Source organism: Nesterenkonia sp. LB17 (assembly GCF_022565915.1).
Classification (GTDB): Bacteria; Actinomycetota; Actinomycetes; order Actinomycetales; family Micrococcaceae; genus Nesterenkonia.
The window spans coordinates 144,396-165,891 of the sequence record NZ_JAJOYX010000001.1 but is presented as its reverse complement, the minus strand read 5'-3'; the positions used below and the strand labels follow the sequence as shown (position 1 = coordinate 165,891).

Annotated in this window: 21 protein-coding genes; 6 read left to right on the top strand and 15 right to left on the bottom strand. The window is 68.9% G+C overall.

Annotated elements, in window-relative coordinates; translation table 11 throughout:
• Window positions 1–24: 24 nt before the first annotated feature.
• The 6 genes from LTH96_RS00735 to idi are packed head-to-tail and all read right to left on the bottom strand — an operon-like array spanning window position 25 to window position 4,671.
• Window positions 25–891, bottom strand: coding sequence for a prenyltransferase (locus tag LTH96_RS00735; RefSeq protein ID WP_241463704.1), 867 nt, complete (start codon window positions 889–891; stop codon window positions 25–27).
• Window positions 888–1,238: a lycopene cyclase domain-containing protein gene (locus LTH96_RS00730; RefSeq protein ID WP_241463703.1), complete on the bottom strand. Its 351-nt coding sequence runs from the start codon at window positions 1,236–1,238 to the stop codon at window positions 888–890. The genes LTH96_RS00735 and LTH96_RS00730 overlap by 4 nt, the downstream gene beginning before the upstream one ends.
• Window positions 1,239–1,595 carry a lycopene cyclase domain-containing protein gene (locus tag LTH96_RS00725; RefSeq protein ID WP_241463702.1) on the bottom strand — a complete coding sequence of 119 codons (357 nt, stop codon included), beginning with the start codon at window positions 1,593–1,595 and terminating at the stop codon, window positions 1,239–1,241. It lies immediately after the preceding gene.
• A 6-nt stretch (window positions 1,596–1,601) separates the two neighbouring features.
• A complete protein-coding gene (gene crtI / locus LTH96_RS00720) occupies window positions 1,602–3,227 on the bottom strand; it encodes a phytoene desaturase family protein (RefSeq protein WP_241463701.1) in 1,626 nt (541 codons plus the stop codon).
• Window positions 3,227–4,102 carry a squalene/phytoene synthase family protein gene (locus tag LTH96_RS00715; protein ID WP_241463700.1) on the bottom strand — a complete coding sequence of 292 codons (876 nt, stop codon included), beginning with the start codon at window positions 4,100–4,102 and terminating at the stop codon, window positions 3,227–3,229. Before LTH96_RS00715 ends, crtI begins: the two co-directional genes overlap by 1 nt.
• Window positions 4,099–4,671, bottom strand: a complete 573-nt coding sequence (gene idi / locus LTH96_RS00710) for an isopentenyl-diphosphate Delta-isomerase (RefSeq protein WP_241463699.1) — start codon at window positions 4,669–4,671, stop codon at window positions 4,099–4,101. Before idi ends, LTH96_RS00715 begins: the two co-directional genes overlap by 4 nt.
• Before the next feature lie 207 nt (window positions 4,672–4,878).
• Between idi and LTH96_RS00705 the strand changes: the two genes are divergently transcribed.
• From LTH96_RS00705 to LTH96_RS00685, 5 genes are all read left to right on the top strand, one after another.
• Entirely contained in the window at window positions 4,879–6,354 is a 1,476-nt protein-coding gene (locus tag LTH96_RS00705; RefSeq protein WP_241463698.1) for an SDR family oxidoreductase, read from the top strand.
• Window positions 6,355–6,499: 145 nt separating this feature from the next.
• On the top strand, window positions 6,500–7,234 hold the full coding sequence (locus LTH96_RS00700; protein WP_370642674.1) for a fasciclin domain-containing protein: 735 nt from the start codon (window positions 6,500–6,502) through the stop codon (window positions 7,232–7,234).
• Window positions 7,235–7,462: 228 nt separating this feature from the next.
• Window positions 7,463–8,020 carry a sigma-70 family RNA polymerase sigma factor gene (locus LTH96_RS00695; protein ID WP_241463696.1) on the top strand — a complete coding sequence of 186 codons (558 nt, stop codon included), beginning with the start codon at window positions 7,463–7,465 and terminating at the stop codon, window positions 8,018–8,020.
• Window positions 8,017–8,835 carry an anti-sigma factor gene (locus LTH96_RS00690; RefSeq protein WP_241463695.1) on the top strand — a complete coding sequence of 273 codons (819 nt, stop codon included), beginning with the start codon at window positions 8,017–8,019 and terminating at the stop codon, window positions 8,833–8,835. Before LTH96_RS00695 ends, LTH96_RS00690 begins: the two co-directional genes overlap by 4 nt.
• A 62-nt stretch (window positions 8,836–8,897) precedes the next feature.
• The gene (locus LTH96_RS00685) at window positions 8,898–10,583 is read left to right on the top strand and encodes a molybdopterin-dependent oxidoreductase (protein WP_241463694.1); all 1,686 of its coding nucleotides are present in this window, start codon (window positions 8,898–8,900) and stop codon (window positions 10,581–10,583) included.
• Window positions 10,584–10,589: 6 nt separating this feature from the next.
• Here LTH96_RS00685 and LTH96_RS00680 read toward each other — a convergent pair whose 3' ends face one another.
• From LTH96_RS00680 to rlmN, 7 genes are all read right to left on the bottom strand, one after another.
• Window positions 10,590–11,786, bottom strand: coding sequence for a pyridoxal phosphate-dependent aminotransferase (locus tag LTH96_RS00680; RefSeq protein ID WP_241463693.1), 1,197 nt, complete (start codon window positions 11,784–11,786; stop codon window positions 10,590–10,592).
• Window positions 11,783–12,889, bottom strand: a complete 1,107-nt coding sequence (locus tag LTH96_RS00675) for an ABC transporter ATP-binding protein (RefSeq protein WP_241463692.1) — start codon at window positions 12,887–12,889, stop codon at window positions 11,783–11,785. The genes LTH96_RS00680 and LTH96_RS00675 overlap by 4 nt, the downstream gene beginning before the upstream one ends.
• A complete protein-coding gene (gene modB, locus LTH96_RS00670) occupies window positions 12,874–13,548 on the bottom strand; it encodes a molybdate ABC transporter permease subunit (protein WP_241463691.1) in 675 nt (224 codons plus the stop codon). The genes LTH96_RS00675 and modB overlap by 16 nt, the downstream gene beginning before the upstream one ends.
• Before the next feature lie 5 nt (window positions 13,549–13,553).
• Complete coding sequence (modA, locus tag LTH96_RS00665; RefSeq protein WP_241463690.1) at window positions 13,554–14,399, bottom strand: molybdate ABC transporter substrate-binding protein; 846 nt, start codon at window positions 14,397–14,399, stop codon at window positions 13,554–13,556.
• Entirely contained in the window at window positions 14,389–14,793 is a 405-nt protein-coding gene (locus LTH96_RS00660; RefSeq protein ID WP_241463689.1) for a molybdopterin-binding protein, read from the bottom strand. The genes modA and LTH96_RS00660 overlap by 11 nt, the downstream gene beginning before the upstream one ends.
• A gap of 79 nt (window positions 14,794–14,872) precedes the next feature.
• Window positions 14,873–17,227: an excinuclease ABC subunit UvrA gene (locus LTH96_RS00655; RefSeq protein ID WP_241463688.1), complete on the bottom strand. Its 2,355-nt coding sequence runs from the start codon at window positions 17,225–17,227 to the stop codon at window positions 14,873–14,875.
• A gap of 20 nt (window positions 17,228–17,247) precedes the next feature.
• Window positions 17,248–18,672 (bottom strand): 23S rRNA (adenine(2503)-C(2))-methyltransferase RlmN, encoded by a 1,425-nt coding sequence (rlmN, locus tag LTH96_RS00650; protein ID WP_370644350.1) that lies wholly within the window; start codon window positions 18,670–18,672, stop codon window positions 17,248–17,250.
• Window positions 18,673–18,707: 35 nt separating this feature from the next.
• Here rlmN and LTH96_RS00645 point away from each other — a divergent pair, with 35 nt between their 5' ends.
• Entirely contained in the window at window positions 18,708–18,887 is a 180-nt protein-coding gene (locus tag LTH96_RS00645) for a hypothetical protein (RefSeq protein ID WP_241463687.1), read from the top strand.
• Window positions 18,888–18,911: 24 nt separating this feature from the next.
• Here the strand turns inward: LTH96_RS00645 and LTH96_RS00640 are convergent, their stop codons facing one another.
• The gene (locus tag LTH96_RS00640) at window positions 18,912–20,483 is read right to left on the bottom strand and encodes an amidohydrolase (protein WP_241463686.1); all 1,572 of its coding nucleotides are present in this window, start codon (window positions 20,481–20,483) and stop codon (window positions 18,912–18,914) included.
• The gene (locus tag LTH96_RS00635; protein WP_241463685.1) at window positions 20,480–21,490 is read right to left on the bottom strand and encodes an FMN-binding negative transcriptional regulator; all 1,011 of its coding nucleotides are present in this window, start codon (window positions 21,488–21,490) and stop codon (window positions 20,480–20,482) included. Before LTH96_RS00635 ends, LTH96_RS00640 begins: the two co-directional genes overlap by 4 nt.
• Window positions 21,491–21,496 lie beyond the last annotated feature (6 nt).

The window sequence follows — 21,496 nt, the reverse complement described above, 5'->3', positions numbered from 1 at the left end:
CGCGCAGCCTCACCACGAGCAGCCTCACCAGAACCAGATCAGCATCATCGTCGCCAGGAATCCGCAGCCGTAGTTCAGCCAGATGAACTTCCGCCAGGCGGAGTTCACCGCGGCGGAGGTCTCATCGGGGACGTTGAACCAGGGCAGCGAGATCGCCATGTAGGGGATCACGAGCAGCGCGGCCAGCGGGGTGGGCCATTGCCCGAGGAGAAGCAGCACCCCGGCGCCGGCCCAGAGCAGCACCGCCATCCGCACGGTGGACCGCGCGCCGATCGCGGTGGCCACCGAGGAGATGCCGGCTTCGCGGTCGGGCACCACGTCCTGGACGGCGCCGAACGCGTGGGCTGCCATGCCCCAGAGGAAGAACGCGCCCAGGATGATCAGCTCAGTGGGCCCCGGGGTGAAGCCGACCCGGTCATGGGCGAGCGCGAATCCGACCACGGCGGGGCTGGCGAAGTGGGTGCTGGAGGTCAGCGAGTCCAGGAACGGCCGCTCCTTGAACCGCAGCCCCTTGACCGAGTAGGCGGCGACGGCGAAGAGGCTCACCAGCATCGCCGCCCAGGTCAGGGGCCCACCGCCGAGCATCAGCAGCAGCGCCGGCGGCACGGTGCTCAACGCAGAGATCCACAGCACGGTCGGGTGCAGCTCCGGGTCCAGCAGCGCGCCCTCGATGCCGCCCTTGCGTGGATTGCGCAGATCCGATTCATAGTCGAAGACGTCGTTGATTCCATACATCGCCACGTTGTAGGGGATCAGGAAGAACAGCGCGCCGAGCACCAGCACCCAGTCGATCTCCCGCGCCGCGAAGAGATAGGCGGCGGCGAAGGGGAACGCGGTGTTGATCCAGCTGAAGGGGCGCGAGGACAGCAGCAGCTGACGGATCAGGCTCATCCGCGCGACTCGTTCGTGCCGCGTCCCGGGTCGGCTTCAACGCTGCCCCCGGCGCGCGTCGGCTTCCGCTGGCGCAGCAGGTGCCAGGCGGCAGGGAGCAGAAGCACCGCGGCCAGCGAATAGCTGAAGTCCTCCAGCGGCGCCAGTCCCAGGTAGAGGCCCATCAGATGTTCGTGGCCGTAGCGTACGATGTCCAGTCCGATGATCACATTGTCGAAGACCGCGGTCAGGCCCAGCAGCAGCGCGGTGGTCAGCGCCGCTGCACCCCAATGGATGGTGCGGCGCAGCAGCACCGCGGCGAGCACCGCCGGGACCATGAAGGCCAGACTCAGCCAGAGATACGCCATCTAGGAACCCCCTCCGCTGCGCGCACGGAGTCGGCTCTGCTCGGCCCGGTGGCCGAGGAACCTGGCCGCACCGGTGTAGATGATCATGGTGCACAGACTCAGGAACATCAGGAACACCGGCTCCTCCAGCGGCATCTCAGGCCCGAGCACGACCCCGGTGAGATAGCGGCTCTGACCCATCAGGAAGATCCCCAGCCCGATGCCGGCGAAGTCCCAGAGCAGGAAGAAGACGACGCCGAGAAGGGTCACCACCGCGGCCACGCGCGGGTCCGCGAAGAAGAAGAGCCGGAAGCGCCGATCGATGAGCAGCATGCAGAAGGTGGCCAGCAGCAGCCCGGCCAGGTACAGGAAGGACACGCGTGATCAGCCTGCCGCACCTGCACGCGCAGGACGCAGCGAATCGGGACTCAGCGGTCCGGCGCTGTAGTCGCGGCGCAGGTGCTTGAGCACCAGCTCCGCGCTGATCAGACACATCGGCACGCCGATTCCCGGCGCCACGGTGCCCCCGGCGTAGTAGAGCCCGCTCACCTTGGGCGAGACGTTCTGCGGGCGGAACATCGCGGACTGCCGCAGCGTGTGCGCCTGGCCCAGCACCGAGCCGCGCCAGGAGTTGTAGTCCGCCGCGAAGTCCGCGGGGCCGACGGTCTCACGCAGCACGATCCGGTCCTCGAAGTCCTCGATCCCGGCCCAGCCGCCGATCTGCTCGATGGCCGCCTGCGCGATCTGCTCCACGGCCGGGTCCCCGGCGCCGTCGCGGCCGCCTGCGCCCAGGGAGACGTCAGCCGGGACCGGGATCAGCACGAAGAGGTTCTCGTGATCCTCCGGCGCCAGTCCCGGTTCGCTCGCGCTGGCCCGGCAGACGTAGGAGGAGGCTGGCGTCGGGATGGAGGGGCTCGCTCCGAAGATGGACTCGAAGTTCGCGGTCCAGTCCCGGGTGAAGAACAGCGAATGGTGGGCGAGCTCTGGGAGCTTCCCGCGCACCCCGAGCATCACCAGCACCGCACCGGGGCCGGAAGTGACCTTGTCCCACCAGGCCTCGGGGTAGCTGCGGTCCTGGGCAGAGAGCAGGGCGGTCTCGGTGTGGTGCAGATCCGCCGCGGAGACCACGTGATCGGCGCGCTCGGTGTGCACCGTGCCCTGCTCGTCGCGCCAGCGGACGCCGGTGGCGGTGCGGCGCGGGCCGGTCCGGAACCTGGAACCAGGTGCGGATTCGGTGAGGATCTCGAGGACCTCTGCGCCGGTGGTGATCTCGGCCCCAGCTCCTTCTGCGAGGCGCCGGAAGCTCGCGATGACCTCCCAGAATCCGCCGAGCGGGTACCGCACGCCGTCGTCGAGGTCCAGGGCGCTCATCAGGTGGTACATGGCGGGCGCGTCCTGCGGCCGGGTGCCCAGGAATACCGCCGGGTAGCCGAGGATCTGGCGCAGCACCGGATGCTTGAACCGACGCTGCACGAAGCGCTCCAACGAGGTCAGCAGCAGCCGCGCGAGCTCCGGGGCGCACTTGAGCACCTCGGGGACTGCCAGGTTGTCCAGCCGCTTGAAGGGGTTGTAGAGGAAGCGCCGCTCGGCGATCTCGGTGGTGCGCTTGGCCGACGCGATGTACTTGTCCAGCGCCGGCCCGCTGCCTGGTTCGAGCTCCTCGAAGAGCGCCCGGACCCGCTCCGCACCCTTGGGCAGGTCCACCGGAGCCGACGGCGGCCGGCCGGGTTCGGGCTCGGAGTAGACCCGGTAGGCGGGGTCCAGGTCCACCAGCGTGAGCTGCTCCGCCGACGTCGTGCCCATCAGGTTGTAGAAGTGCTCGAAGACCGAGGGCATCAGGTACCAGGAGGGGCCGGTGTCGAACTGGAAGCCGTCCTCGGCCAGCATCCCGGCCCGACCGCCGGTGCGGGTGCCCTTCTCCAGGACCAGGACGTCATGGCCTTCACGGGCCAGCAGCGCGGCGCTGGCGAGTCCGGCGACTCCGGCGCCGATCACAATGGTGCGAGGCATCAGTGGGTCTCCAGTCGTGTGGTCAGGGCGGACCGGGCGGCCAGCCCTGCTTTGCAGGCATTCGAGACCCGGACCCTTGAATGGTAGAGCTCCTCCACCGGTGTCACCGCGATCTTCTCGAGCAGCGCCTCGAACAGTGCACAGGCGCTGCGCACCGCGGTGCGCGCATCGCGCGGGAGCAGCGGCATCGCGGCCCGGGCCTCGGCGAGCTGGCCTCGGATCGTGTCCACCCACGCCTGGCGCTGGGCCTCGGTGAGACCCGCGCCGCCGTCCAGGTAGTCGCGCCCGAGCTCCGCAGTGTCTTCGGCGAGGTCGCGCAGAAAGTTGATGTTCTGGAACGCCGCCCCCAGCGCACGCGCCCCGTTGATGAGGATCTCGCGCTCGGCGGGCGTGCGCTGGACTTCGCGCAGGAACACCTGCAGACACATCAGCCCGATCACCTCGGCGGAGCCGTAGACATAGCTCGCGTGCTCGGCGGCGCCATAGGAGGCCGGTTCCAGATCCGCGCGCATCGAGTCGAAGAAGGGATCGATCAGGTCCAGCCCGATCTGCGCCTCGATGGCGGTGCGGGCGAAGGCGTGCACCACCAGATCGGTGCTGTACCCGCGGGCCAGAGCGCGTCGGGTCTCCTCGGCATAGTGCTCCAACGCCTCGGCCTTCTGCGCCGAATCCAGTCCGGCCGCGCTGGCGGCACCGTCGACCACCTCATCGGCGACCCGGACCAGGGCGTAGATGCTGCGCACGTGGCTGCGGTGACGCGGACCCAGAAGCCGGGTGGCCAGCCCGAATGAGGTGGAGTAGGAGGAGATCACCCGGTCCGCGGCGGCACGCGCGGTGGAGGTGAAGTGTTCTGCCGGATCAGCGGGGGCGCTCACGCGGTGGCACCTCGGCCGGGCTGCTTGAACGAGGCAAGATGTTCCAGGGCGGCGAGCTGCTCGACCATCCAGGGGCTGAACGCGAAGGGCGCATCGGCCACGGCGCGCTTCACGGCGTCCAGCTCGCAGAACTGCCACTCACTGACCTCGTCATCCACCGGCGCCAGCTCCGAGGTCAGCACCGCGGTGAAGACCGGGCAGATCTCGTTCTCGACGACGCCGCTGGCGTCCACCGCGCGATACCTGAACTCCGGCAGCGCGGCACGGATCTCGGTCAGCTCCGCACCGAGCTCCTCGTGGGCCCGCCGGCGCACGGCGTCGGTGAGCTCCTCCTCCAGGCCGGGGTGTCCGCAGAAGCTGTTGGTCCACACACCGGGCCAGGTGGTCTTGGACAGCGCCCGACGGGTGAGCAGCAGCTGGCCCGCGGCGTCGAAGAGATAGCAGGAGAACCCGAGATGCAACGGGGTGTCAGCGGTGTGCACCGTGGCCTTGGGGGCGGAGCCCACGGGCGCTCCGGCCTCCGAAAGGAGAACAACGTGTTCCTCTGTCGAGGACGAGCCTGAAGTCATGGATCGAGCATAACTACAGAAGCCGCCCGCGTGCGGGACACGTCACAGTCGCCGCGCGGATAAGACGTGACCATGACCAGAAGCTGACTCGGTATGACTTACTCAGAGTCCGCGCAGATGACGGTGTTAGATTGACCGCAACGTGCCGCGGCACGGCCTTGCACGCTGTTGAAGCCGCGGAGATCTTCGAGCGAGGACGTGGGCCAGATGGCAACAGCAGCGGTGACCGGAGCGACTGGATATATCGGAGGGCGGCTGGTGCCCCAGCTGCTCCGCGCAGGACACAAGGTGCGGGTGCTCACGCGCCGGGCAGAGGCGCTGCGCGATGTCCCCTGGCGTGACGAGGTCACCGTCGTAGAAGGGGACCTCACCGACCCCGAGGCCGCCCGAGACCTCTGCGAGGGTGCTGACACCGCCTACTACCTGGTCCATTCGATGACCTCTGACCGCAGCTTCGAAGAGCTCGACGAGCGGTGCGCCGAGGTCCTGGGGACCGCGGCGAAGGAAGCGGGCGTCGACCATATCGTCTACCTCGCCGGCCTCCACCCCGACACCAGCGCAGGTGAGCTCAGCGCGCACCTGCGCTCCCGAGTCCACGTGGGCGAGGTGCTGGAGTCCAGCGGCGTCCCCACGCTGACCCTGCAGGCCGGACTGGTGATCGGCTCCGGCTCCGCCAGCTTCGAGATGATCCGCCACCTCACCGACGTGCTGCCGGTCATGCCCGCCCCGAAATGGGTGCTGAACCAGATCCAGCCCATCGCGGTGCGCGATGCGCTGCACTACCTGACCCGCGCCATGGACATCGAGCTGAGCTCCAGCGTCCGCGCCGACATCGGCGGGCCCGATGTGCACACCTACGCGCAGCTGATGAAGATCTACGCCCGCACCGCCGGGCTCAACGAGCCCCACGTGATCGCGCTGCCGGTGCTCACCCCCTGGCTCGCCGCCCAGTGGGTCAATCTGGTCACCCCGATTCCGCGCACCCTGGCGATCCCGCTGGTGGAATCGCTCCAGCACGACTGCGTGGTCAAGGACCAGATCATCAATGACATCATCGAACCCCCCGAAGGGGGACTCACCGACTACGAGACCTCGGTGCGGCTCGCCCTGGACAAGATCTCCGCCGACCGGGTGGAGACCACCTGGGCCGCCGCCCATCCGCTGGACGTGCCCTCGGAGTCACTGCCCTCGGACCCGGAATGGACCGGACGCTCGGTGCTGGTCGATGAGCGCGAGCGGCTCTCCACCGCCTCCCCCGAAGCGGTCTTCGCCGTCATCGAAGGCATCGGCGGGGAGACCGGCTACTTCTCGCTCTCCCGCGCCTGGGCGCTGCGCGGACTGGCCGACAAGCTGGTCGGCGGCGTCGGGATGGGACGGGGACGGCGCAGCCGCGGCGAGCTCGCGCTGGGCGACACCCTGGACTGGTGGCGGGTCGAGGAGCTTCAGCGCGGTCGGCTGCTGCGCCTTCGTGCCGAGATGAAGGTGCCCGGCCAGGCGTGGCTGGAATTCACGGTGGAGCCGGAGGGGACCGGCTCCCGCTACCGGCAGCGCGCGATCTTCTTCCCCCGCGGCCTCGCCGGACGCGCCTACTGGCTCGGGGTCACCCCGTTCCACGCCATCATCTTCAAGAAGATGGCGGCCCGGATCCTCGCCGATGCCGAGCAGGCGAGCGCCAACGACTGACCCGGTCCGGGTGGGGCTGGAAATGTTTTTCAGATTTTCACCATCCGATCCTGCTCTGGTTCCGAACTCTGCGTACATGGCCTGGTCGACACCACGATCAGTGGCTGTGAATCAGACCAACGTGCGACCAACAGGAGATTCAGTCATGAAGACCGAGATGCGCAAAACCACTTCCCTGCTCGGAATCGGCATGGTGGCCCTGCTGGGCCTCAGCGCCTGCGGCGACAACGCCGAGGAGCCGGCGGCAGAGACCGACCAGGAGATGACCGAGGAGACCGAGGGCACCGAGACCGAGGCCACCGACGAAGAGACCGAGTCCATGGACGAGGAAGAGTCGATGGATGACGAAGAGTCCATGGACGAATCAGATCCCGCGGCGAACCTGGTCGGCGCCTCCTGTGAGGCCTACGCCGAGGAAGTCCCCGAGGGTGACGGCTCCGTCGGCGGCATGGCACAGGATCCAGTGGCCACCGCAGCCTCGAACAACCCGATGCTGACCACGCTGACCGCGGCAGTCTCCGGCGAGCTGAACCCCGATGTCGACCTGGTCGACACGCTCAACGGTGACGAGTTCACCGTGATCGCCCCCACCGATGACGCCTTCGGCGAGATCCCCGAGGAAGACCTCAACGCAGTGGTCGAGGACGCTGACATGCTGACCGAGGTGCTGACCTACCACGTCATCCCCGGCCAGATGTCTCCCGATGAGATCGCCGGTGAGCACGAGACCGTCAACGGCGCGACCGTGACCATCGAGGGCGAGGGCGACGACCTCACCTTCGACGACGCCGGCCTCGTCTGTGGCGGCGTGATGACCTCCAACGCCACCGTCTACATGGTCGACGCCGTCCTGATGCCGGCAGCAGCCGAGGAGGAGTGATCCTCGGCGGGAACGGTCACCGCTGACCCTTCCGCGCAGTTGAAGAACGACCAAGGCGGCGCTCGGCACCCACCCATCTGTTGGGGTGCGGGGCGCCGCCTTCGTCGGTTCCCGTCGCATATCGGCAGGAGTCGGTCGGTGCAGGAATCACCCCTCGGGGTGTGGCATCCTGTTGGAATGCACGAGACGGGAAGTACCGGGTCAGCCGCGGGGCGCGCGCAGCTTCCCGTGCGTGCTCCCGCAGACCCGTGCGGCACCCTGCTGCTGAAGATCCAGCAGGGCGATGAGCTGGCCTTCGAGCAGCTCTACCGCGAACAGAGCTCGATCCTGCTGGCCACCGCGCTGCGGGTGCTGCGGAACAGATCACTGGCGGAGGAGGTTCTCCAAGAGATCTTCACCGAGGTCTGGGTCAACTGCCACAGCTACCGCGTCCAGGCTGGAAGCGGACGCGCCTGGCTGACCACCATGTGTCGGCGCCGAGCGATCGACCGGGTCAGAGCGGTGCAGGCCCAGCAGAACAGAGACTTCACCCAGGGGGTGAAGGAGGCTCATGCACATGAGCCCGACGTCCAGGACTCAGTCCTCACTCAGGTGGAGGCGGCCCGCGCGCAGACAGCGCTGCAGACGCTTCCCGAAGAGCAGGCCACCGCCATCGCGATGGCCTACTACCAGGAACTTTCCCATTCCGAGATCGCACAGCGACTCGATGTCCCCCTCGGGACAGTGAAATCTAGAATACGAGACGGCATGCGAAGACTCAGGGCTCAGCTAGGAGGTGCCGGATGAACGCCGATCGCGAATACCTGGCAGCCGGCCTTGCCCTCGGGACCCTGGCCGACGCCGAGATGATCGAGGCCCTCGACCTCGAAGCCGCTGATCCCGACTTCGCCGAAGAGGTCCAGTCCTTCTGCGAGACGCTGGGGCTGCTGGCCGGGTCCGACGATGCCGTCGCCCCCAGCGCCGAGACCGAGGCGGCGATCCTCAGCATCCCCCGGCTGCACCAGCAGGCTGCGCCGGAGCGGACTGCACCTGAGCACGCTGCGGAACCTGTTGCACCCACCGCGGCTGGGGCCTCGGCCCCCGTCACCAGCCCAGGCGCAGGCGCAGGCCCAGGCCCAGAAAAGACTCGACGTCCGACCACCATGCTCTTCGCCCTCGCGGCCTCCACGCTGCTGCTGCTCTCCGCGGTGCTTGCCGGCGCGCTGATCAACCAGCAGCACGACACCACCCAGATCCAGGAGTCGCTGACCGTCGCCGAGGCTGAGCGCGAGCGCACCCAGCGGCTGCTCAGCGCCTCGGACCTGGCATTCACCGAGGCCGAGGCGACCGGCGGCGGGCGCGTCACGCTGGCCTACTCGGTCTCCGAGCAGATGCTGCATCTGACCCCGCACGACATGCCCGAGCTCCCCGCGGATCAGACCATGCAGCTATGGCTGATCGACGAGGAGGGCCCGCACAGCGCCGGCCTGATGACCGGCACCAGCACCGAGCTGCTGACCGACCTCGCGATGGATGAGGACATGATCTTCGGAGTCACCGTGGAGCCCGCGGGCGGCTCTGAAGAGCCGACCAGCGATCCGGTGGTGCTCGCGGACCTCTGACCCAGGTCCTGCAGAGATCACCGTCCACCCATCCAACCGCGGCTCGGCTCCGAACTGAAGATATGACTGAGACAGTGCACGAGACCCCCGGAACCGCCGGCCGCGGATCCTCCCGGCCGGCGAGACGACGGCGCCGTCTGATCCCCCATCTGATCGCCGGCGTCCTCGCAGCCGCGATCTTCCTCGGCGTGGCAGATCTGGTCTCCCAGCTCTTCGGACCCGCCTCCTCGCCGCTGGTCTCGCTGGGCTCCACGATCATCACGCTCTCCCCCAGCTGGCTGCAGGACTTTGCGATCTCCTACTTCGGCAGCAACAACAAGTTGGTGCTCTACCTGAGCATGGGCGTCGTCGGGATGATCCTGGCGGCCTTGATCGGGGCCCTGGCCCGACGCAGTCTGCGCCTGGCCGTGGGCCTGTTCTCCGCCGTCGCGGTGCTCCTGCTGATCGTGGTGCTGCTGCGCCCGGAGAGCTCCCCGCTCGATGCGCTGCCCACGCTGGTCGGCGCCGGACTCGGGATCCTCAGCCTGCTGCTGCTCAGCGGCGCCGCCACCGGGCTCACCCGGGCCGCCGAGGCTGCTCAGGCGGATCGGGCCGGATCGGCTCCGCTCGACCGGCCGGCAGATCCCCGGGGCGCCGCTGCCACCCGCCCCAGCACCGAGGACGAGCGCGCCCATTCACGGCGTCGCTTCCTGGGCCTGGCCGCCGCCGGCACCGCCATCGCCGCGGGCTCGATCACCTTCGGACGCTCCGTCAACGCGCTCGGTCGCGAGGCCGGGTCGGCGGCGGCGCGGCTGGTCCTCCCCTCCCCCGCGGTGCGCGCTGCCGCTATCCCCGCCGGCGCCAGCGTCGGCGTGGACGGGGTGCCGGCGTTCATCACCCCGAACAACGACTTCTACCGGATCGACACCGCGCTGGTGGTGCCGGAGCTCGCCCCGCAGGACTGGACGCTGCGGATCCATGGCCTGGTCGAGGAGGAGGTCACCATCGACATGGACGAGCTGCTCGACCTGCCGCTGCAGGAGCACCACATCACGCTGGCCTGCGTCTCGAACCCGGTCGGCGGAGATCTGCTCGGCAACGCCACCTGGCTGGGCTACCCGATCCGCGAGCTGCTCGCCCGGGCCCGCCCGCTGAGCGAGGCTGACATGGTGCTCTCCCGCTCGATCGACGGCTGGACGGCGTCGACCCCGCTGGAGGTGCTCACCGACGAGGACCGCGCCTGCCTGCTCGCGGTGGGCATGAACGGCGAGCCGCTGCCGGCACAGCACGGCTACCCGGCTCGAATGGTCGTCCCGGGCCTCTACGGCTATGTCTCGGCGACCAAGTGGGTCACCGAGCTGGAGGTCACCCGCTTCGACGCCGAGACCGCCTACTGGACCGACCGCGGCTGGGACGCCGAGGGACCGATACTGGTCGCCTCACGCATCGATGTGCCTCGGCCGCTGGCCCGGGTGGCCAGCGGGGAGGAGCTCGTCGTCGCCGGCAGCGCCTGGGCCCAGCATGAGGGCATCGAAGCCGTCGAGGTCCGCCTGGACGACGGCGACTGGGAGGCCGTGGAGCTGGGCGACGAGGTCAGCATCGACACCTGGCGGCAGTGGCGACATGCCTTCGCCGACGTCGACTCCGGCCGGCACTCGGTGACCGTGCGCGCGATCAACGCCGCCGGGGAGACCCAGACAGATGAGCGGCGCGACCCGATCCCGAACGCCGCGACCGGGCAGCACCGGATCGAGTTCAGCGTGGAGTGATCCTGGTCAGACTGATCCGGTCTGCTCCGCCTGCTCCTCCTGGAACGCCAGTATCCGGCGCAGCCCCTCTGCCACAGCCTGCTCCCCGGGGGCCAGGCTGAGCCGGACCCAGTGATGCCCTGCCACCGGATCGAAGTCGGTGCCCGGCACTACGGCGACGCCGGCGCCTTCCAGCAGCGCCGCGCAGTAGGTCGGGGAGTCCCCGAACCGCTCGAGCTGCTCACCCAGATGGGCGTAGACGTAGAAGGCGCCGTCTGCCGGCGCGACCTCACCCCAGCCGAGCTGCGGAATGAGTCCCAGCACCCGCTCGCGTGCCGCTGCGTAGCCGCTGACCTGGGATGCGGCGAAGTCCAGCGATTCGGGGGTGAAGGCCTGCACGGCTGCGAGCTGGGTGGCGTGCGGCGGACACAGCGCCACGTTTCCGGCGAGTCTGGAGACCGGGTCCACCAGATGTTCGGGCAGCACCATCCAACCGAGCCTCCAGCCGGGCATCCCCCAGTACTTGGAGAACGAGGAGATCACCACGGCCTCCTCCCCCATCTCGGTGGCGCTCACGGTCTCGGCGCCGTAGCTGATGCCGTGGTAGATCTCGTCGCTGATGAGCTGGACCCCATGGTCGGCGCACCAGTCGGAGAGCTCGCTCAGCTGCTCACGTTCGATCATGGTGCCCGTCGGGTTCGCCGGGGACGCGAGGATCAGACCGGCCAGGCTGTTGCCGGCGTCGAGCTGTTCCTTGAGCTGGGCGACGGTCGGCTGGAAGCGCTCCTGCGGCCCGCAGTCCAGATCCACCACTTTGATGCCGAGCGCGCTGAGGATGTTGCGGTAGGCGGGATACCCCGGCCGGGCCAGCGCGACCCGGTCACCCGGGTCGAAGGCCGCCAGGAAGCTCAGCATGAAGGCCCCCGAGGAGCCGGTGGTGATCGCGATCCGCGCCGGCGGCACGGTGACCCCGTACCAGCGGGCATAGTGATCTGCGATCGCCGCGCGCAGCGGGGCGATCCCCATCGCGGCGGTGTAGTTCAGCACGGTGTTGCCGGCGTGGATCTCCGCGGCCGCCTGGTTGACCGCCGGCGGGGCGCCGGAGCCGGGCTCCCCCGCAGTCAGCGAGACGACATCCCGACCGGCGGCGCGCATCGCATCGATCCGGGCCAGGATGCTCATCACCTCGAATCCGGGCACCTGTGATCTCTGCGAGGGCATCATCGCTCCAGCCTATCGACTCGCTCCGTGTGAACAGTTCGGATCGTGTGGCAATGCTCGATCGGCACCTCGACGCTCACCCGCGCACCCGGCCGCATCGCGCTGCGTGAGCCAGATCCCAGCGCATAGGCGGTGATCACCGGGTCGGTCTGCAGACGGATCTGGTGCAGGGATCCGCGCTCCCTGATCTCGGCCACCTGCGCGGTGAAGCGGTTCGGGGCCTTCGCCGATGCGGGTGCCTCCGCGGTGAGGGAGATGTTCTCCGCGCGAACGCATACCGCCGCAGACTGCCCCACCTCGAGCCCCTCCGGGTTGCGGGTGACCAGCACCAGCTCTCCCGCCCGGACTTCGATGTTCTCGCCGCTGCGTCGGGTGATCTCCCCGCGAATGATGTTCTCCACACCCACTGCCCGAGCGGCTGAGGTCGTGCTCGGACGGTTGAAGACCTCCTCGACGGAGCCGATCTGTTGGACCCCGCCGTCGGCGAGGCTGAGCACTCGATCCGCCAGCGCCCAGGCCTCGGAGCGGTCATGGGTGACCAGCAGCGCAGGGGTGCCGGTGGCGAGGAGGATCTCGCGCAGCTCTCCGCGCAGCTGGTCGCGGGTGGGGGCGTCCAGCGCGCTGAAAGGCTCATCGAGGAGCAGCAGCTTCGGAGCGGACGCCAGCGCGCGGGCCAGAGCCACGCGCTGCGCCTCCCCGCCGGAGAGGCTCGTGGTGTCCCGGTCGAGGAGATGACCGGCTCGCGCGTTCTGCAGAGCCGTTCGGACCCGCTCCTCGCGCAGCGATCGTGGCATCTTCGGGATCCCATAGGCGACGTTCGCGGCGACGGAGAGGTGCGGGAACAGCGCATGGTCCTGGAACAGGTAGCCGATCCCGCGTCGTCGGACGGGAACTGCGCGTCGTTCCCCCTGCCAGACCTCTCCCCCCAGGGCGACCCGTGAGCCGGCTCCGGGGTGGGCGAGTCCGGCGATGCAGCGCAGGAGCGTCGTCTTGCCGGCCCCGGAAGGTCCGAACACCCCGGTGATCGGTGCGCACGCGTCCAGCGGGAGGGTCAGGTCCACATCGAGGACCTGGTGACGTATCCGCACGTTCAGATCCTCGGCCATATGGTCCTCCCCCTGCTGTTGAGCCCATAGGTCAGCCCGAGGACGACGACGGAGAACAGCAGCAGCCACAGGCTCGTGGTGGCCGCGGTGTCGTAGTCGAAGGCCTGGACGCTGTCATAGATGGAGATCGCGATGGTCCGGGTCTCACCGGGGATGTTGCCGCCGACCATGAGCACCACGCCGAACTCGCCGATGGTGTGTGCGAACGTGAGCACCGCGGCGGTCGTGATCCCGGTGCGTGAGAGCGGCAGGACCACGCGCAGGATCGTCGAGGACCAGGAGCGCCCCAGGACGGTGGAGGCCTCGAGCAGCCGTCGATCCACGCCCACGAAGGCGGCCACCATCGGCTGCACGGCGAAGGGCAGGCTGTAGATCACCGAGGCGATGAGCAGCCCGTTGAAGGAGAACGCCAGCGGAGATCCGGTCAGCTCCACCCACCACCGCCCGATCGGCGACCGGTTCCCCAGCGCGACCAGCACGTAGAAGCCCAGGACCGTGGGGGGCAGCACCAGCGGCAGCGCCACCACCGCTTCGATGACCGCGGTCCAACGCTGCCTCGAATACGCCAGCCACGCCGCCAGCGGCACCGCCAGGACGAGCAGGATCAGCGTCGTCAGCGTGGCGAGACGGATGCTCAGCTCAACAGCTGCCCAGTCCATCCTGCTCAGTCCTCGCCCGAGGGCGGGTAGAACCCATAGTCGGCAAGGATCGCCTGACCCTCCTCGGAACCGATGAAGGCCACGAAGTCTTCATCCTGCACAGTCGCATCATCGAGCAGCATCCCGCCCTGGCGCAGCGTGGGGAACGAGTCCAGCGGCACCTCGACATGGCTGCCCGCGCCGGTCATCGGTGGCGAGAGCGCCAATGACAGGGCGACGATGCCGGCATCGGCGTTGCCGCTCAGCACGAATTCCGCCGCCTGAGCGATGTTCTCCCCGAGCACGAGCTTGCTCTGCAGCTCCTCGGTGGCACCTGCTGTCTGAATCGCGGCCTGGGCGGCCTCGCCGTAGGGGGCGTGCTCCGGATTCGCGATGGCCACGGTGCGCACCTCCTCAGCGACGAGCCCGTCGATTCCAGCCTCGACATCCGCGGGGGAATCCTGCGGCGCCCAGACGACCAGGCGGCCCACGGCGTAGTCGAAGACTGAGTCCGGGTCGCCGAATCCGTCCTCGGCGAGATCCTGCGCCAGCTCGATGTCTGCAGAGAGGTAGACGTCGAACGGAGCTCCGTTGCGGATCTGCGCCGCAAAGTTCCCGGAGGAGCCATAGGTCACTGCCACCTCGACCTCTGGATGATCGACAGCGAACTCATCGATCACCTCGTCGAGGGCGTACTTGAGATCGGCTGCGGCCGCGACCTGCACCCGCACGTCGGCAGCGCCCTGATCGGTCTCCGGCCCTGAGCTGCCTGACCCGGGCGTCGCGCAGCCCGTGACCGCGAGCATCAGGCCCACCCCTGCGCCGACGCGCAGGCGACGCGGCCTTCTGCCGCTCGGGCTTCTACCGCTCATCGATGATCTCCCCCAGTTCGACCACCGCGTTGGTGGCCTTGACCACGACGGTGGCGGGAACGCCTGGGGCCAGGCGCATCTCCTCGGCGGCATCGCGGGTCATCAGGGAGGTCAGCCTGAATGCGCCTGCGGCGACCTCGACCTGTGCCATCACCCCGTCGGTCTTCACCTCGGTGACGATGCCCTCGAGCCGGTTCCTCGCGGACACGCGCGACCCGTCAGAGCCGGGCTCGGAACGAGACCGCGCGTAGGCCGCCACGGACTCGCCGCTGACGGCGGTCCGTCCGGCTGCGTCAGGTGCTCCACTCAGGGTCCCTGCGCTGATCAGCCGGCGCACGGTGTCGGAGCTGACTCCCAGAAGGCGGGCGACCTGTGAAACTCGCAGCTGCGTCATGGTGACGAGTATATGGGTGTATCAGCGGCCAGATCGGACAGTCCTCACAGCAGCTGCAAAATCCTAACCTGACTCGGGCTCACCCGGTCACGTAACGCCCCAGGTGTTCAGCGGTGAGCGTCTCAGCCTCATGGATCAGCTGCGCCGGGGTGCCGGTGAAGACCACCCGCCCGCCGTCGGTGCCGGCGCCGGGACCCAGATCGATGATCCAGTCGGCATGGGCCATCACCGCCTGGTGGTGTTCGATCACCACCACAGAGGTGCCGGAGTCCACGAGCCGATCGAGCAGGCCCAGCAGGTTCTCCACATCGGCCAGGTGCAGCCCGGTGGTGGGCTCGTCCAGGACGTAGACCCCGCCGGGGTCGGACATCTTCGTGGCCAGCTTGATCCGCTGCCGCTCGCCTCCGGAGAGGGTGTTCAGCGGCTGCCCCAGCCGCAGGTAGCCGAGTCCGACGTCGGAGAGTCGGGTGAGGATCTTGGTGGCGGCGGGCAGCCGGGCTGCTCCGCCGGAGAAGAACTCTTGCGCCTGATCCACCGAGAGGTTGAGCACCTGGCTGATGTTCAGGTCGCCCAGCGTGTAGGCAAGCACCTCGCGGCGGAAGCGGCGGCCCTCGCAGTCCTCGCACGGACTCGCCACGGTCTCCATCACGCCCAGCTCGGTATAGATGACCCCCGCGCCGCCGCAGGTGGGGCAGGCTCCTTCGGAGTTCGCACTGAACAGTGCGGGCTTGACCCCGTTGGCCTTGGCGAAGGCCTTGCGGATGGGCTCCAGGAGCCCCGTGTAGGTGGCGGGGTTCGAGCGGCTGGAGCCCTTGATCCCGGCCTGGTCGATGAAGGCCACCCCCTCGCGTCCGGCGAGGCTGCCTTCGATCAGCGTGGACTTCCCCGATCCGGCCACCCCGGTGATCACGGTGAGCACTCCGGTGGGGATGTCCACGTCGACGTCGCGCAGGTTGTTGGTCCGCGCACCCCGGATCTCCAGCGCTCCGCTGGAATCACGGACCTGGTCCTTGACCTGCGCCCGGTAGCCGAGGTGCCGGCCGGTCAGCGTCGCGCTGCCGCGCAGCGCCGCAACGGTGCCCTCGAAGCAGAGCTCACCGCCGGCCTCCCCTGCCCGAGGGCCCAGGTCCACCACATGATCGGCGATCTCGATGGTCTCGGGCTTGTGCTCGACCACCAACACGGTGTTGCCCTTGTCGCGCAGCCGCAGCAGCATCGTGTTCATCCGGGCGATGTCATGCGGGTGCAGCCCGATGGTGGGCTCGTCGAAGACATAGGTGATGTCGGTCAGCGCCGAGCCGAGGTGGCGGATCATCTTCACCCGCTGCGCCTCGCCGCCGGAGAGCGTGCCGGCGGGGCGATCCAGGCTCAGGTAGCCCAGCCCGATGTCGATGAAGTGTTCCACGGTCTCCAGCAGCGAGGCGCGCAGCGGCGCGACGGCGGGCGCCTCCAGTGCGCGCAGCCACTCGGCGAGGTCGCTGAGCTGCATCGCGCAGACCTCGGCGATGTTGCGGCCCCTGACCGTCACCGAGCGGGTGAGCGCGCTCAACCTGGTCCCGTCACATTCGGGGCAGGTGACGAAGGTGACCGCGCGGTCCACGAAGGCCCGGATATGGGGCTGCATCGCGTCGCGGTCCTTGGCGAGCATGGACTTGCGCACCTGCGGCACCAGGCCCTGGTAGGTCATGTTGATCCCGCCGATGCTGACCTTCTCGGGCTCGCGGTGCAGCAGGTCGTGACGTTCCTGCTCGGTGTAGTCCCGCACCGGCTTGTCCGGATCGAAGAAGCCGGACTCGGAGTAGTACCGCACCGACCATCCGCCGGCCTTGTACCCGGGCACGGTGATGGCGCCCTCGTTCAGCGACCTGGTGTCATCGATGAGCTGGGCGACGTCGATGTCGTTGATCTGGCCGCGGCCGTCACAGCGCGGGCACATGCCGCCGGTGACGCTGAATTCGCGGCGCTCCTTGGTGGTCTCTCCGCCGCGTTCGAAGCTGACCGCGCCGGCCCCGCTGATGCTTGCCACGTTGAAGGAGAAGGCCTGCGGGGAGCCGATGTGCGGCTCCCCGATTCGGCTGAAGAGGATCCGCAGCAGTGTGTTGACATCGGTCACGGTGCCCACCGTGGAGCGGATGTTCGCGCCGAGGCGCTCCTGGTTGACCACGATCGCCGCGGTCAGGCCCTGCAGGTCCTCGACATCTGGCCGGTTCAGGCTGGGCATGAACCCCTGCAGGAAGGCGCTGTAGGTCTCGTTGATCATCCGTTGAGACTCCGCGGCGATGGTCCCGAAGACCAGTGAGGACTTCCCCGAGCCGGAGACCCCGGTGAAGACCGTGAGCGCCCGCTTCGGGATCTGCAGACTGAAGCCCTTGAGGTTGTTCTCCCGCGCACCGATCACCTCGATGACGTCGTGGCGGCGTGCGGACTCGTTCATGGGCAGACAGTCCTTAGGTGTCAGTCCTCAGCGGCGGCGAGCTGGCCGCAGGCGCCGTCGATCTCCTTGCCGCGGGTGTCGCGCAGCGTGGTGGGCACCCCGAGTGACTCGAGCCGGTTCACGAAGGCTCGCATCACGTCGGGCTCCGAGGAGGTCCAGATCGATCCCGGGGTGGGGTTCAGCGGGATCGGGTTCACGTGCACCCAGCCGCGGCCGCGGGCGTTGAGCTTCTCGGCCAGCAGCTCGGCGCGCCACTGGTGATCGTTCATGTCCTTGATCAGTGCGTACTCGATGGACACCCGCCGGCCGGTGGTCTTGTAGTAGTGGTACGCCGCGTCGATGGCCTCATCGGCCTTCCAGCGCGAGTTCACCGGGATGAGCTCGTCGCGCAGCTCGTCGTCGGGGGCGTGCAGGCTCAGCGCGAAGGTGATCGGCAGGTTCTCATCGGCGAGCTTGCGGATCGCCGGGACCAGTCCCACGGTGGAGATGGTGATCCCGCGGGCGCTCATCCCGAGGCCCTCCGGCGCGGGATCCACCATCCGGCGCACGGCGTTCATCACCCGCTTGTAGTTCGCCAGCGGCTCGCCCATCCCCATGAAGACGATGTTGGAGACCCGCTGCGGGCCCACGCCTGGGGACGACGACGCGCCCTTGCCCGCGGCTGCCGATTCCTCGGACTCCGCGAAGTCGGTCTCCTCGCCCAGGGCCGCATGGTCGGCTTCGTCGGCGATCTCGGCGGCGTTCGGCGCGTCGAGCTCTCCGGCGGCGATGGCCCGGTTGGCCTGGACGATCTGGTCCACGATCTCAGCCGAAGACATGTTGCGGGTCAGTCCGTTCTGGCCGGTGGCGCAGAAGGGGCAGTTCATCCCACAGCCGCACTGCGAGGAGATGCACAGCGTGATCCGGCTGCGGTAGCGCATCAGCACCGACTCGATCATGGCGCCGTCGAAGAGCCGCCAGAGGAACTTGATCGTGGCGCCGTCGTCGGTCTTGAGCCGGCGGACCTCGGTGAGCAGCGGGGGCAGGAACTCCTCGACCAGCTGTTCGCGGGTCTCGGCGGGCAGATCGGTCATCTGCTCCGGGTCCGAGGTGTAGTGCCGGAAGTAGTGCACCGAGAGCTGCTTGGCGCGGAAGCCGGAGATGCCCAGCTCCTTGGCCCGGGCGATCCGCTCGTCCAGGGTCATGTCCGCCAGGTGCTTGGGCGGCTGCTTGACCTTGGGCTGCGCGAACTGGAGCTTCGGTCGACCCTCGGCGTCCATAGGCTGCTTCCAGCCCTCTGCCTTGGGCCGGATCTGCGGACGCGTGGCATCTGCGGGCGGAGCCGATGTGGAGCTTCTCGGCGGACCGCCGGCTGCGGTTTTCGGCGCCCCGGAGGCACTGCGGGCCGGCCCCTGCTTGGGCGCGGAGCTGGACGGTTCGGGGCGCGAGTTCTTCGAAGATGACATCGCACTGATTGTCCCATGGGCGGCGTGGAACCGGTATGCCCGGTGCTGACACTGCCCTCAGGCGGGCGGAGCTCAGCTGGCGCGACCAGGTTTCCAGCAGCCATGAAGGAGCCCTGCTTGCGCCTGAGTCCGATCTCCCGGTCGGGATGATCACCATCGTGCTCTACGGCGGCTGCCTGGCGGCGCTGCTGGCGCACCAGGCCCGGAGAGACTGACGCGCTTCGCTCACTCCGAGCCGCTCAGCTGATCCCGTCGTAGGTCAGCCGACCGCCGAGCAGCGTCGCGGAGACGCCCATCTCACGCAGACCGACGGCTTGAGGATCAGCGAGAGGATCGGTCTCCACGAGCACCAGATCCGCCGCGTCTCCCTCGCTGACCTGGTGACTTCCCTTTGCGGTGCCCCCGCGGGTGGCTGCCGCGAGCGCGGTGGCCGGGTCCAGGCGCTGCTCCGGATGCCACGCGTCCCGGCCGTCGCGGCTTCGACTCACCGCCGCGGCGATGGCCACCCACGGGTCCAGCGGGGCGACCGGCGCATCGGAGCCCAGCCGCAGCGGCACCCCGGCGCGGGTGAGCGCGTCCAGCGGGAAGGCCCGATCGGTGCGCCCGGCCCAATATGCATCGGCCACGTCACGGTCATCCATCGCATGTTCGGGCTGCACGCTGGCGGTGAGTCCGAGCCGGGCGAAGCGCGGGATGTCCTCCCAGCGCAGCAGCTGGGCATGTTCGATCACTCCCGGCATGGCCAGCGCCTCGAACGCGTCGAGCACGGCGCTGTTCGCCCGGTCCCCGATCGCGTGGATCGCCGCGGCGATCCCCCCGTCGCGGGCCTGACGCATCACATCCTGCAGCTCATCCATCGGCACCGTCTGCATCCCGCAGCTGTGCGGATGCATCAGGTCCACCTCCGGATAGGGGTCCCAGCACCAGGCGGTGCGGGTGTTCAGCGAACCGTCGGAGATCACCTTCAGCGGCCCCATGGTCACCAGTCCGCGCTCATCGAGCGCATCGCCGGTGGAGATCCCCGCCAGCAGCGCCGACTGCAGCCGGTCGGGCCAGACGGACACCTCCACGCGCAACGAATCCACTCCGGCCGCGGTGCGCAGCGGCCACTGGGAGATGTTGTCGGCATTCTCGAACTCGACGATCCCCACCACCCCACGCTTCGCCGCCGCCTGAGCGGTCTGCCGGTAGATCTCGGGGGTCAGCGCGGCGGGGTCCTGGAGCTGGTCCATCACGGCGAAGGAGTCCGCCTCGCGCAGCAGCCCGCTGGCGTCCGTGGAGACTCCCAGTCGAGTCTGCAGCGCGGTGTTGAGCCACATGCAGTGCAAATCGCCGCTGATCAGGCCCACCGGCACCGAACCGGTCGCCTCGTCCAGGCTGCTCAGCGAGGGAAGGTCGGGCCAGAGCCCATCCCGGAACCCGTACCCGACGACGCCAGAGCCCGCCTGTTCCGAACCTTCCACCGCGAGCGCCGGGTCGGAGCTGAGCGCCCCGCGCACCAGCTGCAGCACCTCTGCCGCGCTGGTGGTCGCGGCGAGGTCGAGGCGCCGCCGCGCGATCACCCACTGGGTGAAGTGCACGTGGTGGTCCCACAGCCCAGGGATCAGGAAGCGGCCGTCGGCGTCCAGGGAGTCGGCGCCTGCAGCTCCTCCCCGCCGGGCCCCCGGCCCGGCGGGGGCCAGGGATGCCACCCGCCCATCCACCAGGTGCACATCGTGCAGGACCGGGCCCGAGGTCAGCGCGCCATCCCCACCGGGGAGCCGGACGTTGCGCAGGATCAGCGAGTCAGAACGCCGTGACGTTGGATTCATCGGGCATCTCCCTTCACAGCGGTCTCCCGCAGTGCCGCCTCATTCAGTGCCGCCTCATTCACCCGGGACATCCGATCTGCCAGCGCCGGGTCCGCATAGGGGCCGGTGCCGCGCAGCTCATCGATGATGTTGCGCACTGATTCCATGGACTTGTCCTGGCTCATCTTCTCCTTGGCCTCGATGCGGGTGACGCGCAGCCGGAACCCGACGGTCCCGCGCACGATCCGCTGGGCGTATTCGCTGTTCTCCTCCGTGGCGTCGAGCAGGTGCGGGTCCGGGAGCGGGCGCTCGAAGTGCTCCACGAGGCGGTGCAGCACGGAGAGGTTCTCGGTCTCGGAGAGGACCTCGGGCACGCCATAGAGGTGCGCCGCGGCGAAGTTCCAGGTGGGCACATTCGGGCGGCTGCCGTACCAGCTCGGTGAGATGTAGCCGTGCGGCCCTTGGATGATCGCGAGCAGCTCGCTCGGCTCGGTCCCGCCAGCACCACCCAGCCCGAGCTTGGCCTCATCGGGCCGACCGACATGGCTGAGCAGGACGAGCCCGCCGTCGTCGTCGGCCTGGGCCTCGAGGATCACCGGGTAGTGCGAGGCGACGAGGCCCGCCGGGGTGTGTGCCACGAAGGTGCACCAGGGGTGCGCAGTGATCAGGTCCTTGATGGCCTCGAGGTCCTCGAGGGCGTAATCCGGGTTGTGACGCATCCCCCCAGGATAGGGAGCTGCCTCGGCCGCACCAAGTGGAAGGACTCCCTTCACGCACACCAGCGCGCTCACCGCCCTGGAGCCGATGACCAGCGCGGAGACCCTTGACAGGACGGCAGGGCCGCCCGCGGTGCAGGGCTGGACGTGTTCACTGAGCCCGAGCCGCCGACGCTGCGCGCCAGCCGGGCGTTCCTGCCGCTGCTCGGTCAGGCCGCGCAGTCTCAGCGCACGCAGTCTCAGCGCGCGCAGTCTCAGGCCGTGCAGACCGAGGATCCGGACTGCCGCCGAAGAACTGTCGGCGGCGTACACCTTGCG